Origin of the sequence: Rudaea sp., assembly GCF_047601565.1 — a bacterium.
In the GTDB taxonomy this organism is placed as follows: Bacteria; Pseudomonadota; Gammaproteobacteria; order Xanthomonadales; family Rhodanobacteraceae; genus Rudaea.
Genome location: NZ_JASGIY010000001.1, coordinates 2,645,533 through 2,661,923, shown reverse-complemented (window position 1 = coordinate 2,661,923; position 16,391 = coordinate 2,645,533). Strand labels below are relative to the sequence as shown.

Annotated in this window: 13 protein-coding genes, 2 tRNA genes and 1 pseudogene; 7 read left to right on the top strand and 9 right to left on the bottom strand. The window is 66.6% G+C overall.

Translation table 11 applies throughout. From position 1 onward, the window contains the following. Positions 1–2 precede the first annotated feature (2 nt). The 3 genes from metX (at position 3) to QM741_RS11655 (ending at position 1,937) form a co-directional block, all read left to right on the top strand. Positions 3–1,118 (top strand): homoserine O-acetyltransferase MetX, encoded by a 1,116-nt coding sequence (gene metX, locus QM741_RS11665; RefSeq protein ID WP_415207856.1) that lies wholly within the window; start codon positions 3–5, stop codon positions 1,116–1,118. Between the two features lie 33 nt (positions 1,119–1,151). Continuing rightward, positions 1,152–1,730: a cysteine dioxygenase gene (locus QM741_RS11660; protein ID WP_415207855.1), complete on the top strand. Its 579-nt coding sequence runs from the start codon at positions 1,152–1,154 to the stop codon at positions 1,728–1,730. 120 nt (positions 1,731–1,850) lie between these two features. Next, positions 1,851–1,937 (top strand) — tRNA-Leu (locus QM741_RS11655). Positions 1,938–2,178: 241 nt separating this feature from the next. Here the strand turns inward: QM741_RS11655 and QM741_RS11650 are convergent. Both QM741_RS11650 and QM741_RS11645 read right to left on the bottom strand, forming a co-directional pair. After that, positions 2,179–2,252 (bottom strand) — tRNA-Gly (locus QM741_RS11650). Between the two features lie 81 nt (positions 2,253–2,333). After that, the gene (locus QM741_RS11645; RefSeq protein WP_415207854.1) at positions 2,334–3,788 is read right to left on the bottom strand and encodes an FAD/NAD(P)-binding protein; all 1,455 of its coding nucleotides are present in this window, start codon (positions 3,786–3,788) and stop codon (positions 2,334–2,336) included. Between the two features lie 327 nt (positions 3,789–4,115). Between QM741_RS11645 and QM741_RS11640 the strand changes: the two genes are divergently transcribed. The 3 genes from QM741_RS11640 (at position 4,116) to QM741_RS11630 (ending at position 8,602) form a co-directional block, all read left to right on the top strand. Beyond that, entirely contained in the window at positions 4,116–5,978 is a 1,863-nt protein-coding gene (locus tag QM741_RS11640) for an assimilatory sulfite reductase (NADPH) flavoprotein subunit (RefSeq protein WP_415207853.1), read from the top strand. A 1-nt stretch (position 5,979) separates the two neighbouring features. Beyond that, a complete protein-coding gene (cysI, locus tag QM741_RS11635) occupies positions 5,980–7,716 on the top strand; it encodes an assimilatory sulfite reductase (NADPH) hemoprotein subunit (protein WP_415207852.1) in 1,737 nt (578 codons plus the stop codon). 166 nt (positions 7,717–7,882) lie between these two features. After that, positions 7,883–8,602: a phosphoadenylyl-sulfate reductase gene (locus QM741_RS11630; RefSeq protein ID WP_415207851.1), complete on the top strand. Its 720-nt coding sequence runs from the start codon at positions 7,883–7,885 to the stop codon at positions 8,600–8,602. 138 nt (positions 8,603–8,740) lie between these two features. Here the strand turns inward: QM741_RS11630 and QM741_RS11625 are convergent, their stop codons facing one another. Next, positions 8,741–9,088, bottom strand: a complete 348-nt coding sequence (locus QM741_RS11625) for a GFA family protein (RefSeq protein WP_415207850.1) — start codon at positions 9,086–9,088, stop codon at positions 8,741–8,743. 54 nt (positions 9,089–9,142) lie between these two features. Next, positions 9,143–10,138 (bottom strand): LysR substrate-binding domain-containing protein, encoded by a 996-nt coding sequence (locus QM741_RS11620; protein ID WP_415207849.1) that lies wholly within the window; start codon positions 10,136–10,138, stop codon positions 9,143–9,145. Between the two features lie 299 nt (positions 10,139–10,437). Between QM741_RS11620 and QM741_RS11615 the strand changes: the two genes are divergently transcribed. Then, positions 10,438–11,463 carry a cysteine synthase A gene (locus QM741_RS11615; RefSeq protein WP_415207848.1) on the top strand — a complete coding sequence of 342 codons (1,026 nt, stop codon included), beginning with the start codon at positions 10,438–10,440 and terminating at the stop codon, positions 11,461–11,463. Here the strand turns inward: QM741_RS11615 and QM741_RS11610 are convergent. From QM741_RS11610 to QM741_RS11590, 5 genes and pseudogenes are all read right to left on the bottom strand, one after another. Beyond that, complete coding sequence (locus QM741_RS11610; protein ID WP_415207847.1) at positions 11,455–12,345, bottom strand: EamA family transporter; 891 nt, start codon at positions 12,343–12,345, stop codon at positions 11,455–11,457. The two genes, QM741_RS11615 and QM741_RS11610, sit on opposite strands and share 9 nt — an antisense overlap. A gap of 192 nt (positions 12,346–12,537) precedes the next feature. Beyond that, positions 12,538–13,248: pseudogene (locus tag QM741_RS11605) on the bottom strand (sulfate/molybdate ABC transporter ATP-binding protein); the annotation flags it as partial. 74 nt (positions 13,249–13,322) lie between these two features. Beyond that, entirely contained in the window at positions 13,323–14,192 is an 870-nt protein-coding gene (gene cysW / locus QM741_RS11600; RefSeq protein WP_415207846.1) for a sulfate ABC transporter permease subunit CysW, read from the bottom strand. Further along, the gene (gene cysT / locus QM741_RS11595; protein ID WP_415207845.1) at positions 14,189–15,073 is read right to left on the bottom strand and encodes a sulfate ABC transporter permease subunit CysT; all 885 of its coding nucleotides are present in this window, start codon (positions 15,071–15,073) and stop codon (positions 14,189–14,191) included. The genes cysW and cysT overlap by 4 nt, the downstream gene beginning before the upstream one ends. 6 nt (positions 15,074–15,079) lie before the next feature. Next, a complete protein-coding gene (locus QM741_RS11590; protein ID WP_415207844.1) occupies positions 15,080–16,066 on the bottom strand; it encodes a sulfate ABC transporter substrate-binding protein in 987 nt (328 codons plus the stop codon). Positions 16,067–16,391 lie beyond the last annotated feature (325 nt).

The following is a 16,391-nucleotide window of genomic DNA, read 5'->3' as shown; positions in this document are numbered from 1 at the left end:
GCATGCCCGACGCCCGCCAGTATTTTTTCCTGCCCTCGCCATTCGCCATGCGCCGCGGTGGCGCGCTCGTCGGCGCGCAACTCGCCTACGAAACCTGGGGTGCGCTCGACGCGGTGCGCGGCAATGCGATCCTGATCCTGACCGGCCTCTCGCCCGGTGCGCATGCGGCGTCGAACGCAGCCGATCCGACGCCGGGCTGGTGGGAGGACATGATCGGCCCCGGCAAGCCCATCGACACGGATCGCTGGTTCGTCATCTGCGTCAACTCGCTCGGCAGTTGCAAGGGCTCGACCGGCCCCGCGTCCATAAATCCACAAACGGACAAAGTATACAAACTCGATTTCCCCGAGCTGACGCTCGAAGACGTGGGTAACGCCGCATATGAACTCGTGCGCGGGCTCGGCATCGACAAGCTCGCCTGCCTGATCGGCAACTCGATGGGCGGCATGAGCGCGCTGGGCTATCTCGTCGAGCATCGCGGCAGCGCGCGCGCGCACATCAGCATCTCGACCGCGCCGCAGGCGCAGCCGTTCGCGATCGCGATCCGCTCGCTGCAGCGCGAGGCGATCCGCCTCGACCCGAACTTCAACCTCGGCAACTACGACGACGAACATTATCCCGAGACCGGCATGTCGATCGCGCGCAAGCTCGGCGTGATCACCTACCGCTCGGCGATGGAATGGGTCGGCCGCTTCGCGCGCATCCGCCTCGACCACGACCGCGGGGACGACGACCCGTTCGGCGTCGAATTCCAGGTCGAGTCCTACCTCGAAGGCCATGCGCAGCGCTTCGTGCGCAGCTTCGATCCGAACTGCTACCTCTACCTGTCGCGCGCAAGCGACTGGTTCGACGTCGGCGAGCACGCGCCGGACGCCCGCGGCCACGGCAACGTCGCCGCCGCGCTGAAAAAGATCGACGTCGAACGCGCACTCGTGATCGGCGTGTCGACCGACATTCTTTTCCCGCTCTCGCAGCAGGAAGAAATCGCGACCGGCCTGCGCACTGCCGGCGCCGTGGTCGACTTCGTCGCGCTCGACTCGCCGCAAGGCCACGACGCCTTCCTCGTCGACATCCCGCGTTTCGGCACGGCCATCGCCGGATTCCTCGCGAAGCTGTAGAATGGCCATATCGATATAGCCCGGTGTTATTTTGTGTTGGCACTCGACTTCCCCGGCTCCGCCCATCTCGTCGAACGCCTCGATCACGCCGTCGGCCACGATCGCGAGACCGAGATCGCCGACGCCCTGCGCACCACGCTGTGCGAATTGATCCGCGACCCTTCCGTCAAGCTGCCGCAATGCGTGTTCTCGCAGGCCGCGGACCACTACGCGCGCCGCGAGCTGTACCGCAGCGAGCAGCTCGGCTACAGCGTCATCGCGATGACCTGGGGGCCTGGCCAGGGTACGCCCGTGCACGACCACGCCGGCATGTGGTGCGTCGAGGGCGTCTGGCACGGCTCGCTCGAAATCACGCCCTACGAACTCGTCGAACGCGACGGCGAACGCTACCGCTTCGAATCGCGCGGCACGATGAGCGTGGGCCCCGGCTCCGCGGGCAGCCTGATCCCGCCGCACGAATACCACACGATCCGCAATCCGAGCGACGACTCGCTCGCCGTCACCCTGCACATCTACCGCGGCCCGATGACGCAGTGCTCGGTATTCCGGCCATTGACCGACGGCTGGTACAACCGCGACCGCCGCGTATTGACGCTGGATGCGATGCCCTGAGCCGCAAGTGCAGGGCATCGACTCGAACTCGCCGCGAACGCATCGACACAACGAGTCGCACCACGCGAAGCGCATGGCCACCCCTCTCGATATCGCTTATACTGCGCGCCGCTCATCGAAGCCGGTGTGGCGGAATTGGTAGACGCGACGGACTCAAAATCCGTTTCTGGCAACAGAGTGTGGGTTCGATTCCCTCCACCGGCACCACGATAGCGAGCAAGGACTTCCGAGAAAGTCGCAAGTAGGTTAGAAACCCGCGCTACGACGCGGGTTTTTGTTGTCCGGCACCAATTGCGTCCACCGGCACTCGCTGGAAGTCGCCCACAATGGGGAAATAACCGAAGAATTTGGCGAAATCTGCCGGGAATACGTCCCCTCCTTTCGGGGGAACGAATCGGTTCCGGCTTGTCGCCGGTGGATACCCATGGATTTCCGTGGAGTGTCGTACTGGAGCGGGCGAAGGGAATCGAACCCTCGTCAGTAGCTTGGGAAGCTACAGCTCTACCATTGAGCTACGCCCGCACCGGCGAACAAACGTCTGCGCGTCGCCTGCCGCGAAGCTTATCGGTCCCGCCGCGCGAAAAGCAAGAATCGGTGCCAATCCTACGCGATGGCGGAGACGAGTGCGGCGGCGTGCGGCGGCGCGGGCCTGCGCGTCGCCGCCGGCTTCGCCACGCGGCGCAATTCCGACGGCAGTTCGCAGGCGATCGCCTTGGAAAGACTGCGGATCTCGGGCAGACCGCTGCACTCCCAGACCGATCCGCGCAGCAACGTACCCAGACAGCGCAGGCCGTGGCGCGGCGTGCCGTCGGCGCGCAGCAGGCGGCCTTCGGCGTCCGTGGCGAGACCGAGGTCGAGTTCGTCGGGATGGGCAACGCCCTCGCTCACCATCTGGTGGATCAGCGGGTGGTCCGTCGCGTTCACCGAAATGTTGAAGCCGGTGGCCTGGATGACGAGGTCGGCGGCGAAGCTGCGCACGTTTTCCGCGCCGCGCGGTTGCACGCGCACCTCGATCTGGTCTGCCGCGCTGGCGTGCACGTCGATCGAACGGACGTGCGCGGCGAGAATCTTCAGCCGCCCCTGCGTGCGCAGGCGCGCGAGTTCGTTCGTGGTCTGCTGCGGCAGGCGGTGGCGCGCGGACTCCCACAGCCAGCGCAGATGGCGCAGGAAACGGGCGCGCTCGCGCTCTTCGAGCAGGCGCCAGAGATTCTGCGTTTCCGGGCGCAGGCCGTCGACGACCGAGCGCCATTCCACGTCCTCGTCTTCCATCGCCGCGCGGATCTCGCGCAGCCAGTGCGCGACCTGCGGCCGCGCGCGCAGCGCTTCGATCAGCGACGCCTGGTGTTCGTAGGGCTGGCCCGGCGCAGGATTGTGGCTGCGCGGCAGCCGGCCGTGGCGCGAGATCGCGGTAAGCTGAGCGTTCGGCCACAGCCGCGCGGCGCTCTGCAGTGCGTCGACTGCGGTCAGACCGGTACCGAGCACGACGACGCGCTCGGGCGGTTTGCGCGGCAGCGGCCAGTGCCAGGGATCGGCCGTATAGGCGTGGCTGGCGCGAGCGGCCGCAGTGACTTCGGCCAGCGGCGTCGACGGCAGCGCGCCGATCGCGAGCACGACGCCGTCGGCATCGAACTCCTCGCCGTCGGCGGTGCCGACGACGTAGCCCGTGGCGTCGTCGCCGCGCACGCTCGTTGCGTCCGCGGAGAGCACGCGAACGGCCACGCTACGCTCGCGCGCAACGGATATCTCGCGCGCAAGCACGGCTTCGAGGTAGTCGCCGTACCAGGCGCGTGGCGCGAAATCGAAGCCCTTGACCGGCCAGCCCTGCGCCTGCGCGTAGGCGACGAACGCGCCGACATCGTCGGCGAACAGGCCCATGTTGGCGGCACGCACGTTGAGCAGGTGATGCTCGGTCGTGGTCGAATAAGCGACGCCACGGCCCGGCGCCTGCCGGCCCACGAGCCAGATGAGATCGAACTCGCCGGGCTGGCCACGACGCAGGAACTCGCCCACGACGGCCGAGCCCGCGGCTCCCCCGCCGATCACGATAAGTCGCTGCATATTGTCTGTTCGAGAGCCGCACAATGCGGCGATAGCTGAATGGAACCACAACGATCGTTAGGGAAGCGCTAAATCCGCAGTACGCGGCGCGATGGGGTCATGACGCGCGGACATGCGGCGCCGGGGCATTGCGGAGCGCACCGCGCTTCGCCCACAGCCGGACGATGTCCAGTGCGCTGGCGGCATATGGCGCGAGGTAATAACCATGCCGCACGACCCATATAACAAAAGGTACGTTCAGGCGGCCGCAAGCGCGGACTACGATCGCTTGCACATCGTCTGTATGTTCAGACGTCTAGCCGTCCAAATGTCATCGCGAGCGCCGACGTGTCCGCCCAACCGAACCGCATTCTGTCGCCCTTTTCCGAGGACAAGCTCGCCCTGCTTGCGCGCTTGACCGAAGGGCTGGATACCGATTCGCTCTACTGGCTGTCCGGCTACGTCGCCGGCGTGGCCGCATCCTCGCGCCACGTGCCGTTGAGCACATCGGTTGCAAGCAACACCGCGGTGCCGTTGGCGGCGCCGGCCGCCGAAGCGGCTTCGCCGCTGCGGCTGACCGTCCTCTACGGCAGTCAGACCGGCAACGCCAAGCGCCAGGCCGAGGCGCTCGCGCGCGAAATGGAGGGCGCGGGGCTCCACGTGCGCCTCGTCCGCGCCGACGCCTACAACACGCGTGAACTGGCCGGCGAACGCCTGCTCTACGTGGTGATCTCGACCCAGGGCGACGGCGATCCGCCCGACGATTCGCGCGGTTTCGTCGAGTTCCTCGCTGGCAAGCGTGCACCGAAGCTGCCGCAACTGAAGTTCGCCGTGCTGGGCCTCGGCGATTCGAGCTATCCGCAGTTCTGTGCGGTGGGCGCCAAGATCGACGCGCGCCTCGCCGAACTCGGCGCGTCGCGGCTGTTCGAACGCGGCGACGCCGACCTCGACATCGCCGCCGTCGCCGCGCCGTGGTCATCGACGGCGCTCGAACAGGCGCGCGATCTGCTCAAGACGGAGGCGCCGCCGGCGCATCGCGCGGCCACCGTCACGCCGCTGCGCGGCACCGTATATGCGCCGACATGGGCGCGCGAAAAGCCGTTCGCGGCGCCGCTGCTCGCGAACCAGCGCATCAGCGCGCGCAACGGCACGAAGGACATTCGCCACATCGAACTGTCGCTCGAAAACTCAGGCCTGACTTACCAACCGGGCGATGCGCTCGGCGTCGCGTCGACGAATCCGCCCGCGCTCGTCGATGCCGTGCTCGCGCAATTGAAGCTCGACGGCGAACGCGCCGTCGCGGCGCAAGGCGAATCGCATTCGCTACGCGAATGGCTGCTGCGCAAGCGCGAGATCACCGCGGTGTCGAAGCCGTTCCTCGTCGAGCACGCCAAGCGCGCGAAAAGCGAAGCGCTCGACCGCGCCCTTGCGCCCGACGGCAAGGATGCTCTGCGCGAACTGCTCGGCGAATATCAGCTCATCGACGTGCTGCGCGCTTTCCCGGCGACGTGGAACGCCGAGGAATTCGTTGCCGCGCTGCGCTCGCTGGCGCCACGCATGTATTCGATCGCATCGAGCCAGAAGGCAGTCGGCGACGAAGTCCACCTCACCGTCGCGGTGCTCGATTACGAAAAGTTCGGGATCCGGCACGTCGGCGCGGCGTCACAGTTTCTGGCTACCCTCCCGGAAGACGCCGACGTGCCGGTCTTTATCGAAGACAACGAACGCTTCCGCCTGCCTGCCGACGCCGCGCGCGACGTGATCATGATCGGCCCCGGCACCGGCGTGGCGCCGTTCCGCGGCTTCATCCAGGATCGTGCGGCCACGCGTTCGATTGAATCAGGGCGCACCGGCCGCAACTGGCTGTTCTTCGGCAATCCGCATTTCCGCACCGATTTTCTTTATCAGGTCGAATGGCAGAAGGCGCTCAAGGACGGCACGCTGCACAAGCTCGACCTCGCGTTTTCGCGCGACCAGCCCGAGAAGGTCTATGTGCAGCATTCGCTGCGTCGCCGCGGCAGGGAACTCTACGACTGGATCGCCAACGGCGCGTACGTCTACGTCTGCGGCGATGCCACGCGCATGGCGCATGACGTCGATGCGGCGCTGCGCGACATCGTGATCGAGCACGGCGGCAAGTCCGATGAGGACGCGCGCGACTTCCTCAACCGGCTTGCGGCCGAGCGCCGCTATGCGCGCGATGTCTACTGACATGTCCACGACCACGGGCGCTCCTTCCGCCGTCGAAGGCATCAAGAGCCGCAGCCGGCGCCTGCGCGGCACGCTGCTCGAAAGCCTCGCCAACGACGTCACCGGCGCGATCGCCGACGACGACACGCAGCTGATCAAGTTCCACGGCAGCTACCAGCAGGACGACCGCGACCTGCGCGAGGAGCGCCGCGCGGCCAAGCTCGAACCCGACTACAGCTTCATGATCCGCACGCGCCTGCCCGGCGGCGTGGTCACGCCCGCGCAGTGGCTCGGCCTCGACGCCATCGCCACGCGCTTCGGCAACGGCACGCTGCGCCTGACCACGCGCCAGGCGTTCCAGTTCCACGGCGTGATCAAGCGCGAACTGAAGGCGACGATGCAGGCGATCAACGCCGCGCTGATCGACACGGTCGCGGCCTGCGGCGACGTCAACCGCAACGTGATGGCCGGGGTCAACCCGCTCGAATCGGCGCTGCACGCGCGCATCCACGACGACGCGGCGAAGCTGTCGGAGTTCCTCAAGCCGAAGACGCGCGCCTACTACGAAATCTGGCTCGACGAGGAGAAGGTCGCGGGCTCCGGCGAGGAATACGAACCGATCTACGGCGAGGTCTACCTGCCGCGCAAGTTCAAGGTCGCCTTCGCCGTGCCGCCGTTCAACGACGTCGACGTGTTCGCCAACGACCTCGGCTTCATCGCCGTCGTCGAGAACGGCCAGTTGCTCGGCTACAACGTCACCGCGGGCGGCGGCCTCGGCGCGACACACGGCGAACCAGCCACCTATCCGCGTCTGGGCGACGTGCTCGGATTCGTCGCGCCCGATCGGGTCAACGCGATCGCCGAGGCGGTCATCAAGACCCAGCGCGATTTCGGCAACCGCAGCGACCGCAAGCACGCGCGCCTGAAATACACGATCGACGACCGCGGCCTCGGTTGGTTCAAGAGCGAAGTCGAACGCCGCTTCGGCGCGCCGCTGCGCCCGGCGCTGCCGTTCCTCTTCGAACACAACGGCGACCGCTTCGGCTGGGGCGAAAGCGCCGGCGGCCGCGCCCATCTGACCCTGCGCATCGAGGCCGGGCGCGTCGCCGATCGCGGCGAGCACACACACCTGACCGCGCTGCGCAAAATCGCCCAGATCCACAAGGGCAAGAATTCGGGTCTCGAATTCCGCCTGACGCCAAACCAGAACCTGCTGATCGCGAACGTGCCGAACGGGGACCGCGCGGAGATCGACGCGATCGTCACCGAGCACAGGCTCGACCTCTACCGCACGGCGACGCCGCTGCGTCTCAACGCGCTCGCTTGCGTCGCGCTGCCGACCTGCGCGCTCGCGATGGCCGAGGCCGAGCGCTACCTGCCCGACTTCACCGACAAGGTCGAAGCGCTGCTCGACAGGCACGGCCTGCGCGACGCGCGCATCCATCTGCGCCTCTCGGGCTGCCCGAACGGCTGCTCGCGCCCCTACCTCGGCGAGATCGCGCTGATCGGCAAGGCGCCGGGCCGCTACAACCTCATGCTCGGCGCCGATGCGCGCGGGCAGCGGCTCAACCGGCTGCACCGCGAGAACGTCGACGAAACGCAGATCCTGGCGACGCTCGACGACTTGTTCGCGCGCTACGCGTCCACGCGCGCGGACGGCGAGGCCTTCGGCGACTTTCTCGTGCGCACCGGCCTCCTCGCCGAGGCGCATTACCAGACCATTCCCGTTACCCTGCTCGAACCGCTGGCGGCGGCGTAGCCCGAAGAGCGACGATCCCATGCTGCAGCATTCGACGAACGTCTCCCCCACCGCCCACGACGGCGCCGTTCAAAGAGCGTCCACCCGCGGCGCCGCTTCCTGTCCGCGCCCGCGGTTCCGCACCACTCGCCCCAATATCAAAAACAACAGCGCCGGAGCGCGCGCCATGAAACTTCCCGACATCGAAACCGCCGCCAAGGATCCGACCGAGCTCGCCGAACTCAATGCATGGCTCGAACACTGCAACGCGCATCAGCGCGTGGCCTGGGCTCTGGAGAACCTGCTCGGCGAACACGTACTCTCGTCGAGCTTCGGCGCCCAGTCGGCCGTGCTTCTGCACCTGGCCACGCGCGAACGCGCCGACATCCCGGTCGTGCTGATCGACACCGGTTATCTGTTCCCCGAAACCTATCGCTTCGCCGACCAGCTCACCGAGAAGCTCGCGCTCAACCTCAAAGTCTACCGTCCGCAGATCGGCGTCGCCTGGATGGAGGCGCGCCACGGCAAGCTCTGGGAGAACGGCGTCAACGGCATCACCGAGTACAACGCGCTGCGCAAAGTCGAGCCGATGCGCCGCGCGCTCGCCGAACTCGGCGCCGGCACCTGGATCGCCGGCCTGCGCCGCGCGCAGTCGACCACGCGGCGCCATTCCAACGTGCTCGAAGTGCGCGAAGGACGCTGGAAACTGCACCCGCTCGTCGACTGGAGCGACCGCGACATCTGGCAATACATGCAGCAGCACGACCTGCCCTACCACCCGCTGTGGGAGCACGGTTACGTCTCGATCGGCGACGTGCACACCACGCGCGCGCTGGGCGATGGCATGCGCGAGGAAGACACGCGCTTCTTCGGTCTGAAGCGCGAGTGCGGGTTGCATTTCGACTGACGCTCGCGCGCAGCTTTTTGCGCGTCGTTCCGGCGAAAGCGGGAATCATAGGAGCTCGGTTCATCGAGCCCGTCTTGGAGAGACGCGGTCACAAAAGAGCCAAAGCGGGCGCGACCGGATCGCGACGTACGATCGACGTCAGCGCGAACGTCCGTCGAAATGGGTAACGTTCAGCGCATCCAGGTCGATGTTCTCCAGGCAGCGCACGTTGATCGCCGCCATCGCCTTGCCCGACGGATCGACGCCTTCCGCGAACGGATGGATGCCGCATGCCGGACAGAACTTGTGCTGGATCACGTGTTTGTTGAACGTATAGTTGGCCAGCGCGCGATCTCCGCGCAACACATGCAAGTTCTCGCGCGGCACGAACCACAGCAAATACCCTGCGCGCGTGCAGATCGAGCAATTGCAGCTCATCACGCCGGCGAACTCGCCGTCCACTTCGTAGGCTACCTGCCCGCAATGACAACTGCCTTGGTACTTCATCGCTCCGCTCCCGGTTACCGAAAAACCGTAGCGTAGCCGAGACAATGCGCGAAGTCAGGCGGCCTCGGCGACGAGCTTGTTCTGCAGCTCGGACCAGTATGGTGGCAGCGGCCATTGCGCTGGTTCCTCGCCGGCGAGCGCGCGCTGCAGGTCGCGCTGGTCGATCTGTGGCGCGATCAGTTCGGCGAGCGTCGCAGCGTATGCGCGCAGCACGCGGTCGCGGCGCAGCACGAGCCAGGTCGTGCATTCGGGGAACAGGCCGCCGGCATCGATCTGGCGCAGGTCGTCCGCATCCTCCGCAGTGAAGGCCATGTCGGCGAAAATGCCGACGCCGAGGCCGGCGCGCACGTAGGTCTTGATGAGATCCGCGTCGCGCGAAGTGCAGGAAAAGCGCGGCACGATGCCGGCCGCGGCGAACGCGCGGCGCAGCGAGGATTCCGGGCGCAGCGAGGATTCGTAACTGACCAGCGGTTCGCCGTCGAGGTCGGACAGCTTGAGCGGCCGCTTGAGGTCCGCAAGCTTGTGTCCGCCCGGCACGACCACCGCGCGGCGCCAGCGGAACAGCGGCACGGCGAGGCCGTCGCTCGGCGAGGAGCCGGTCGTCGAAATGATCGCAAGGTCGGCCTGGCCGCGCTCGAACAAACCCATCACCTGCGCGTCGCCGATCGGTTTCAAGTGCACGTTCACCGCGGGATAACGCTGCTTGAGCGTGGCGATCGCGTGCGGCAGCACGAAGCGCGCCTGCGTGTGCGTGGTCGTGATCGTCAGCTCGCCCTTGTCGTCGCCGCGCAGGTTGGCGGCCAGCGCGCGGATGTTGCGCGCTTCGGCGAGGATGATGCGGGCGCGCTCGATCACCTGCTCGCCGGCGGGCGTTATCGCGGAGAGACTTTTGCCCTTGCGCGCGAAGAGCTGGAAACCGAGTTCGTCCTCGAGCTGCTTGAGCTGCTTGGACAGGCCGGGCTGGGTGGCGTGGACCTGGTCGGCGGCCTGGGTGATGTTGAGGCCCGCGTCGGAAATGGCGACGAGGTAGCGAAGCTGGGTCAGGGTCATGACGGCGTATTCGAAGGATGTCGCAATCGGGATTCGGCAAGGCGCAAAACGGAGGCTGGGCGGCGACGACAGCAAGCGCAACACGAGACGTTCATGGACTTCTCCGACGGATTTCGCCCAGCATAACGACTGGTTATTTGGGCGTCCAGACGTATAGACGGCCAAATATGCGATTTTCTCGACCGTTTCCGCGTAATAACTCCCGGCAATATGCGGGAATCTCGGTGCCGACGAGTCCTTTTTGACTTTTCGCCCGCGACCTTCGACGCTACGCGCCACGACTCCTGTCTTCGCCCATCATGGACATCCGCCACGATTTCGCCGACGCCGTCGGCCGCACTCCGTTGATCCGCCTGCGCCGCGCCTCCGAAGCGACCGGCTGCGAAATCCTCGCCAAGTGCGAGTTCGCCAATCCGGGCGGCTCGATCAAGGACCGCACCGCGCTTGGCCTGCTGCTCGACGCCGAGAAAACCGGCGCGCTGCGTCCCGGCGGCATCCTCGTCGAAGGCACCGCGGGCAATACCGGCATCGGCCTAGCCCTGCTCGGCGCGAGCCGCGGCTACCGCACCGTCATCACGATGCCGGACACGCAGAGCCGCGAGAAGATCGATGCGCTGCGCGTGGCCGGCGCCGAAGTGCATCTCGTGCCAGCGGTGCCCTATGCGAATCCCGAGCACTACGCGCATGTCGCGCGACGCATGACCGAGGAGCTGAACGCGCGCGAACTCGGTCGCGCCTGGTTCGCCAACCAGTTCGACAACACCGCGAACCGCGATTTCCACGAAGCGACGACCGGCCCGGAAATCTTCGTCCAGACCGGCGGCCGCATCGACGGCTTCGTCTGCGCCACCGGCACCGGCGGCACGCTGGCCGGTGTCGGCCGCTACCTCAAGGCGAACAAGCCCGGCGTCACGATCGCGCTCGCGGACCCCGCGGGTTCGGCGTTGGCAAGCTACGTCAACACAGGCGAACTGAAAGCGGAAGGCAATTCGATCACCGAAGGCATCGGCTCCAGCCGCGTCACCGCCAACTTCAAGGATGCGCCGATCGATCTGGCCTGGTCGATCCCCGACGACGAGTCGCTGCCGCTGCTGCACGCGCTGCTGGCCGAGGAAGGCCTCAACGCCGGCGGTTCCAGCGGGGTCAATATCGCCGGGGCGATCCGCCTCGCGCGCGCGCTCGGCAGGGGCCACACCATCGTCACCGTGCTCGCCGATGCGGGCACGCGCTACCAGGCGAAAATTTTCAATCCGCAGTTCCTGCGCGCGAAGAACCTGCCGGTGCCGGCGTGGCTCGATCGCGCCTTCCCGCCGACATCAGGCTGAGACGAAGCGCACGCGCAGGCGCGGCCACAGCGTGATCGTCGCCAGGCCGAGCAGGACCAGCGTGCCCGCTTCGAGCTTCCACACCGGCACCGGCTCGCCGAACCAGATCGCCGCGCTCGCCATGCCGACCACGGGCACGAGCAGCGACAGCGGCGAGATCGTCGCTGCGGGATAGCGCGCGAGCAGCCAGTTCCACACGCCGTAGCCGAACAGCGTGTTGGCGACGCCCTGCCAGACCGATGCGGCCCAGCCGAACGCGCTGGCGTGCGCAAGGCCACCGGCGATGCGCTGCGGACCTTCGAAGACCAGGCTCGCCAGCAGCAGCGGCGGCACCGCGAACAGGCTCGACCAGACCATGAAACCCAGCATGTTCAGCGCGGGAGCGACTTGCGCGGCTTTCTTCGCCACCAGGTTCGCGACCGCCCACGACAGGCCGCAGCCCAAGGTCAACAGCAGGCCGAGGACCGTCGTATTCGCGTCGACGTGGAAGAAGAACATCGCAAGGCCGGCGACGCATAGCGCCAATCCCGCCGCCTGGAATGCGCGCATGCGTTCGCCGAGCAGCAGCATCGCCAGCATGATCGTGAAGAACGCCTGCGTCTGCACGAGCAGCGAGGCGACGCCCGGCGCGATGTCCCTGCGCATCGCGATGAACAGCAGGCCGAACAGGCCGAAGCCGAGGAACAAGCCGTTCGCGACGAGGAACCGCCACGGCACCGCGGGCCGGCGCACGAAGATCAGCCACGGCACGCAGGAAAAGAAGAAGCGCAGCGTGGCGAACAGCAACGGCGGCAGCTCGCCGAGGCCGAGCTTGATGACGACGAAGTTCGTACCCCAGACGACGATGACGGCGAGGGCGAGCAGCAGGTGCGGAAAAGACATACGCGGATCGCGGACGGTGGGTGCGGCATTCTAGCCGCCCGCGCGGTGCTTCCGCCGAAATGAAGGATTCTTCATCCGCCTGCGCGAATGCGCCGGCTTTCAGCCCACGCGCACCACATGCGCGACCCGCTCGTGCACCGTGCGCGGAGGTTGCGGATGGGCGGCGGCGAAGCGCCCCGCGGCGTCGCGTTCGACGAACTCGGCGACGAAACGCGTCGCCGGGCGGCGCAGGATCGCCTCGGGCGTGTCGACCTGCTCGATCGAGCCCGCGTTCATGACGACGACGCGGTCGGCGAGTTCGAGCGCCTCCTCCTGGTCGTGGGTGACGAACACGGTGGTGTAGCCGGTTTCGTCGTGCAACTGGCGCAGCCACACGCGCAGTTCCTTGCGCACCTTCGCATCGAGCGCGCCGAACGGCTCGTCGAGCAGCAGCACGCGCGGCTCGATCGCGAGCGCGCGTGCGAGCGCGACGCGCTGGCGCTGGCCACCGGAAAGCTGGTTCGGGTAGCGCGCCTCGAGTCCGCCGAGCTGCACGAGCTTGAGCAGTTCCTCGCCGCGGCGGCGGATCTCCTCGCGCGCGGGCCGGTACTTGCGCTTGCGCACGCGCAGGCCGAAAGTGATGTTGTCGAGCACGCTCATGTGCTTGAACAGTGCGTAGTGCTGGAAGACGAAGCCGACGCGACGTTCCTGCACGGACAGCTCGGTCGCGTCGATGTCGCCGAAGCGGATGCGACCGGAATCGATCGGATCGAGTCCCGCGATCGCGCGCAGCAACGTGGTCTTGCCCGACCCCGACGGCCCGAGCAGCGCGAGCAGTTCGCCCGAGGCGATGTCGAGGTCGATCGCGTTCAGCGCGGCGACGCTGCCGTAGCTCTTGTTCAACTGGCGTATCGATATTTGCATGGTGGATTTTTGTTGGGAAGTGCGGCCAAGGATGGCCGCTTTTTGACTTTCGCGATCACGGACGATCGCACGAATTACCGCCCGCGCAACGCGGCAAGCTCGTCGCCGTGGCGCCATTCGAGGAAGGTCTTCAGGCCGAGCGTGACGAGGGCGAGCAGCGCGAGCAACGAGGCGACCGCGAACGCCGCGACCATCTTGTTGTCCTGGTACAGCACCTCGACGTGCAGCGGCATCGTGTTGCTCATGCCGCGGATCTTGCCCGACACCACCGACACCGCACCGAACTCGCCCATCGCGCGTGCATTGCAGAGCAGGATGCCATAAAGCAGGCCCCAACGGATGTTCGGCAGGGTGACGTGCCAGAACGTCTGCCAGCCGCCCGCACCGAGGCTGAGCGCGGCGTACTCCTCGTCGCTGCCCTGCGCCTGCATCAGCGGGATCAGTTCGCGCGCGACGAACGGAAAAGTGACGAACACGGTCGCCAGCACGAGGCCGGCCTGGGTGAAGATGATGCGCACGTCGTGGTCGATCAACCAGCTTCCCAGCCACGTCTGCGCACCGAAAATCAGGATGAAGACCATGCCCGAGATGACCGGTGACACCGAGAACGGCAGGTCGATCAGAGTGACGAGGAAGTGCTTGCCGCGGAACTCGAACTTCGCCACCGCCCAGGCCGCAGCGACGCCGAACAACGTGTTGAGCAGCACGGCAATCGCGGCGATCTTCAGCGTCAGCCAGATCGCCGATAGCGAATCCGGATCGGCCAGCGCGGCGAAGTACGCCGTGATCCCGCCGGCGAACGCCTGCACGAACACGACGATCAGCGGCAGCAGCAGGAACACGACCAGGAACGCGAAGGTGAAACCGACCAGCAGCCAGCGCACCGGCCGCGGCTCGGCGGTGGCGGAGCGGAACGGGCGATGCGTGGCCGCCGCGGCGCTCATGCCGTTCTCCTTTCCGACCGCCGTGTCCACGCCTGCAGCAGGTTGATGCCGAACAGGATCGCGAACGACAGCGCGAGCATCGCCGCCGCGATCGCCGTCGCCGCGCCGAGCTCGTGCTGGTCGAGATTGATCGCGATCAGCAGCGGCGCGATCTGGGTCAGATTCGGCAGGTTGCCGGCGATGAAGATGATCGAGCCGTACTCGCCGACCGCGCGCGCGAACGCGAGCGCCGTGCCGGTCAGCAGCGCCGGCTGCAGCGCCGGGAAGACGATGCGCGACACCGCCTGCCAGCGCGTTGCGCCGAGCGTCGCCGCGGCTTCCTCGTATTGCCTGTCGACTTGTTCGAGCACCGGCTCGATCGTACGCACGACGAACGGCAGGCTGATGAAAGTCATCGCGACGATGACGCCGAGCCGCGTGTAGGCGACCTTCACGCCGATCGCTTCGAGCGGTGCGCCGAGCCAGCCCTGTCCGGGACTCAGCACGGTCGGCACCGAATAGAGCGTGGTCAGGGCGATGCCGGCGACCGCAGTCGGCAGCGCGAACGGCAGGTCGATCATCGCCTGCAGCGCGCGCTTGCCGGGAAAATCGTAGCGCACGAAGGCCCAGGCGATCAGGCTGCCGAACACAGCATTGACCGCCGCCGCGATCAGCGCGCCGCCGAAGCTGAGCTTGAGCGCGTTGACGACCTGCGAGGTGTGGAGCACCTTCCAGATGCCGCCGACGCCGAGCCCGGCGGCATTGATCGCGAGTGCGGCGAGCGGAATCAGCACGATCAGCGACAGATAGCTCAGGGTGAAACCGAGCGTCAGGCCGAAGCCCGGCATCGCGCGCCGGCGCGAGGGTGCGCGGGTCAGGTGCGGGATCGCGATCGCGCCCATCCGGCCTTACTTCTTCTCGTAGATCTGGTCGAACACGCCGCCGTCGCCGAAGAACTTCGGTTGCGCCGCTTTCCAGCCGCCGAACTGCGCGATCGTGGTCAGATCGATCTTCGGGAAGCTCGAGGCGTACTTCGCCGCGACGGTGGGATCGAGCGGACGATAGTGGTTCCTGGCGATGATTTCCTGCGCCTCGGGCGTGTAGAGGAACTTCAGATACGCCTCGGCCAGTTTTTCCGTGCCGTGCTTCTTCGCGTTCTTGTCGACCACGGCGACCGGCGGCTGGGCGAGGATCGACGTGGCCGGTACCACGATATCGAATTTGTCCGCGCCGAATTCGCTGATTGCGAGATAGGCCTCGTTCTCCCAGGCGATCAGCACATCACCGAGGCCGCGCTGGGCGAAGGTGACGGTCGAGCCACGCGCGCCGGTGTCGAGTACGGGAACGTTTTTGTACAGTGCGGCGATCCACGCCTTCGCCTTGGTTTCGCCGTTGCCGTTCTGCTTGAGCGCGTAGGCATACGCGGCGAGGAAATTCCAGCGCGCGCCGGCCGAGGTCTTCGGATTCGGCGTAATCACCTGGATGCCGGGTTTGACCAGGTCGCCCCAGTCCTTGACGGCTTTCGGATTGCCGTGGCGCACGAGCAGCACGATGGTCGAGTTGTACGGTGTCGAATCGCCCGGCAGGCGCTTCTGCCAGTCGGCCGCAAGCAGGCCGTTGTCGGCGAGCACGTCGATGTCCGAGGCGATGCCGAGCGTGGCCACGTCGGCCTCGAGACCGTCGATGATCTTGCGCGACTGCGCGCTCGATCCGCCATGCGACTGCTTGACCGTCACCGTCTCGCCGGTCTTCGCCTTCCAGTCGGAGACGAATTTCTCGTTGAGCTGGGCGTAGAGTTCGCGCGTCGGATCGTAAGATACGTTGAGCAGTTCCGCCGCGCGCGCACCGACCGTGAACACGGCCAGCACGGCAAAGCCGAGGACAAATCGTTTCATGACCACCCCGAATCTGAATGATTGGCGGACAGGGTAACGGAACTCCGTTGCGCCGCAATATGCGCGAACGCATATCCTTATCGCTGCGGCGACTTTGCACGCGGGCGTGTTGACTTTCCGTTAGCCGGGCGTACGCGCTAAGCGCAGGGTGAACGATCCCGTTTCCCGCCTCATGCAGAACGAAAATCGAAAGTGCACGTTCAGCCAGATTACGCTTAACTATGCACGCAGGTTCGTCGAACCTGGCAAGGGGACCGCCGCAGCGCCATCCGCAACCGTCGCGCCTTCCCGAGCCGGACTGGCGATCCTGTCCAATCACCCCTCG

Coding starts and splice junctions, on each gene's coding strand:
- cysI (WP_415207852.1), top strand. CDS start 5,980: ATGTCCACGACCACGGGCGCTCCTTCCGCCGTCGAAGGCATCAAGAGC.
- QM741_RS11645 (WP_415207854.1), bottom strand. CDS start 3,788: ATGCAGCGACTTATCGTGATCGGCGGGGGAGCCGCGGGCTCGGCCGTC.
- QM741_RS11590 (WP_415207844.1), bottom strand. CDS start 16,066: ATGAAACGATTTGTCCTCGGCTTTGCCGTGCTGGCCGTGTTCACGGTC.
- QM741_RS11615 (WP_415207848.1), top strand. CDS start 10,438: ATGGACATCCGCCACGATTTCGCCGACGCCGTCGGCCGCACTCCGTTG.
- metX (WP_415207856.1), top strand. CDS start 3: ATGCCCGACGCCCGCCAGTATTTTTTCCTGCCCTCGCCATTCGCCATG.
- QM741_RS11625 (WP_415207850.1), bottom strand. CDS start 9,088: ATGAAGTACCAAGGCAGTTGTCATTGCGGGCAGGTAGCCTACGAAGTG.
- cysT (WP_415207845.1), bottom strand. CDS start 15,073: ATGGGCGCGATCGCGATCCCGCACCTGACCCGCGCACCCTCGCGCCGG.
- QM741_RS11610 (WP_415207847.1), bottom strand. CDS start 12,345: ATGTCTTTTCCGCACCTGCTGCTCGCCCTCGCCGTCATCGTCGTCTGG.
- QM741_RS11630 (WP_415207851.1), top strand. CDS start 7,883: ATGAAACTTCCCGACATCGAAACCGCCGCCAAGGATCCGACCGAGCTC.
- QM741_RS11620 (WP_415207849.1), bottom strand. CDS start 10,138: ATGACCCTGACCCAGCTTCGCTACCTCGTCGCCATTTCCGACGCGGGC.
- cysW (WP_415207846.1), bottom strand. CDS start 14,192: ATGAGCGCCGCGGCGGCCACGCATCGCCCGTTCCGCTCCGCCACCGCC.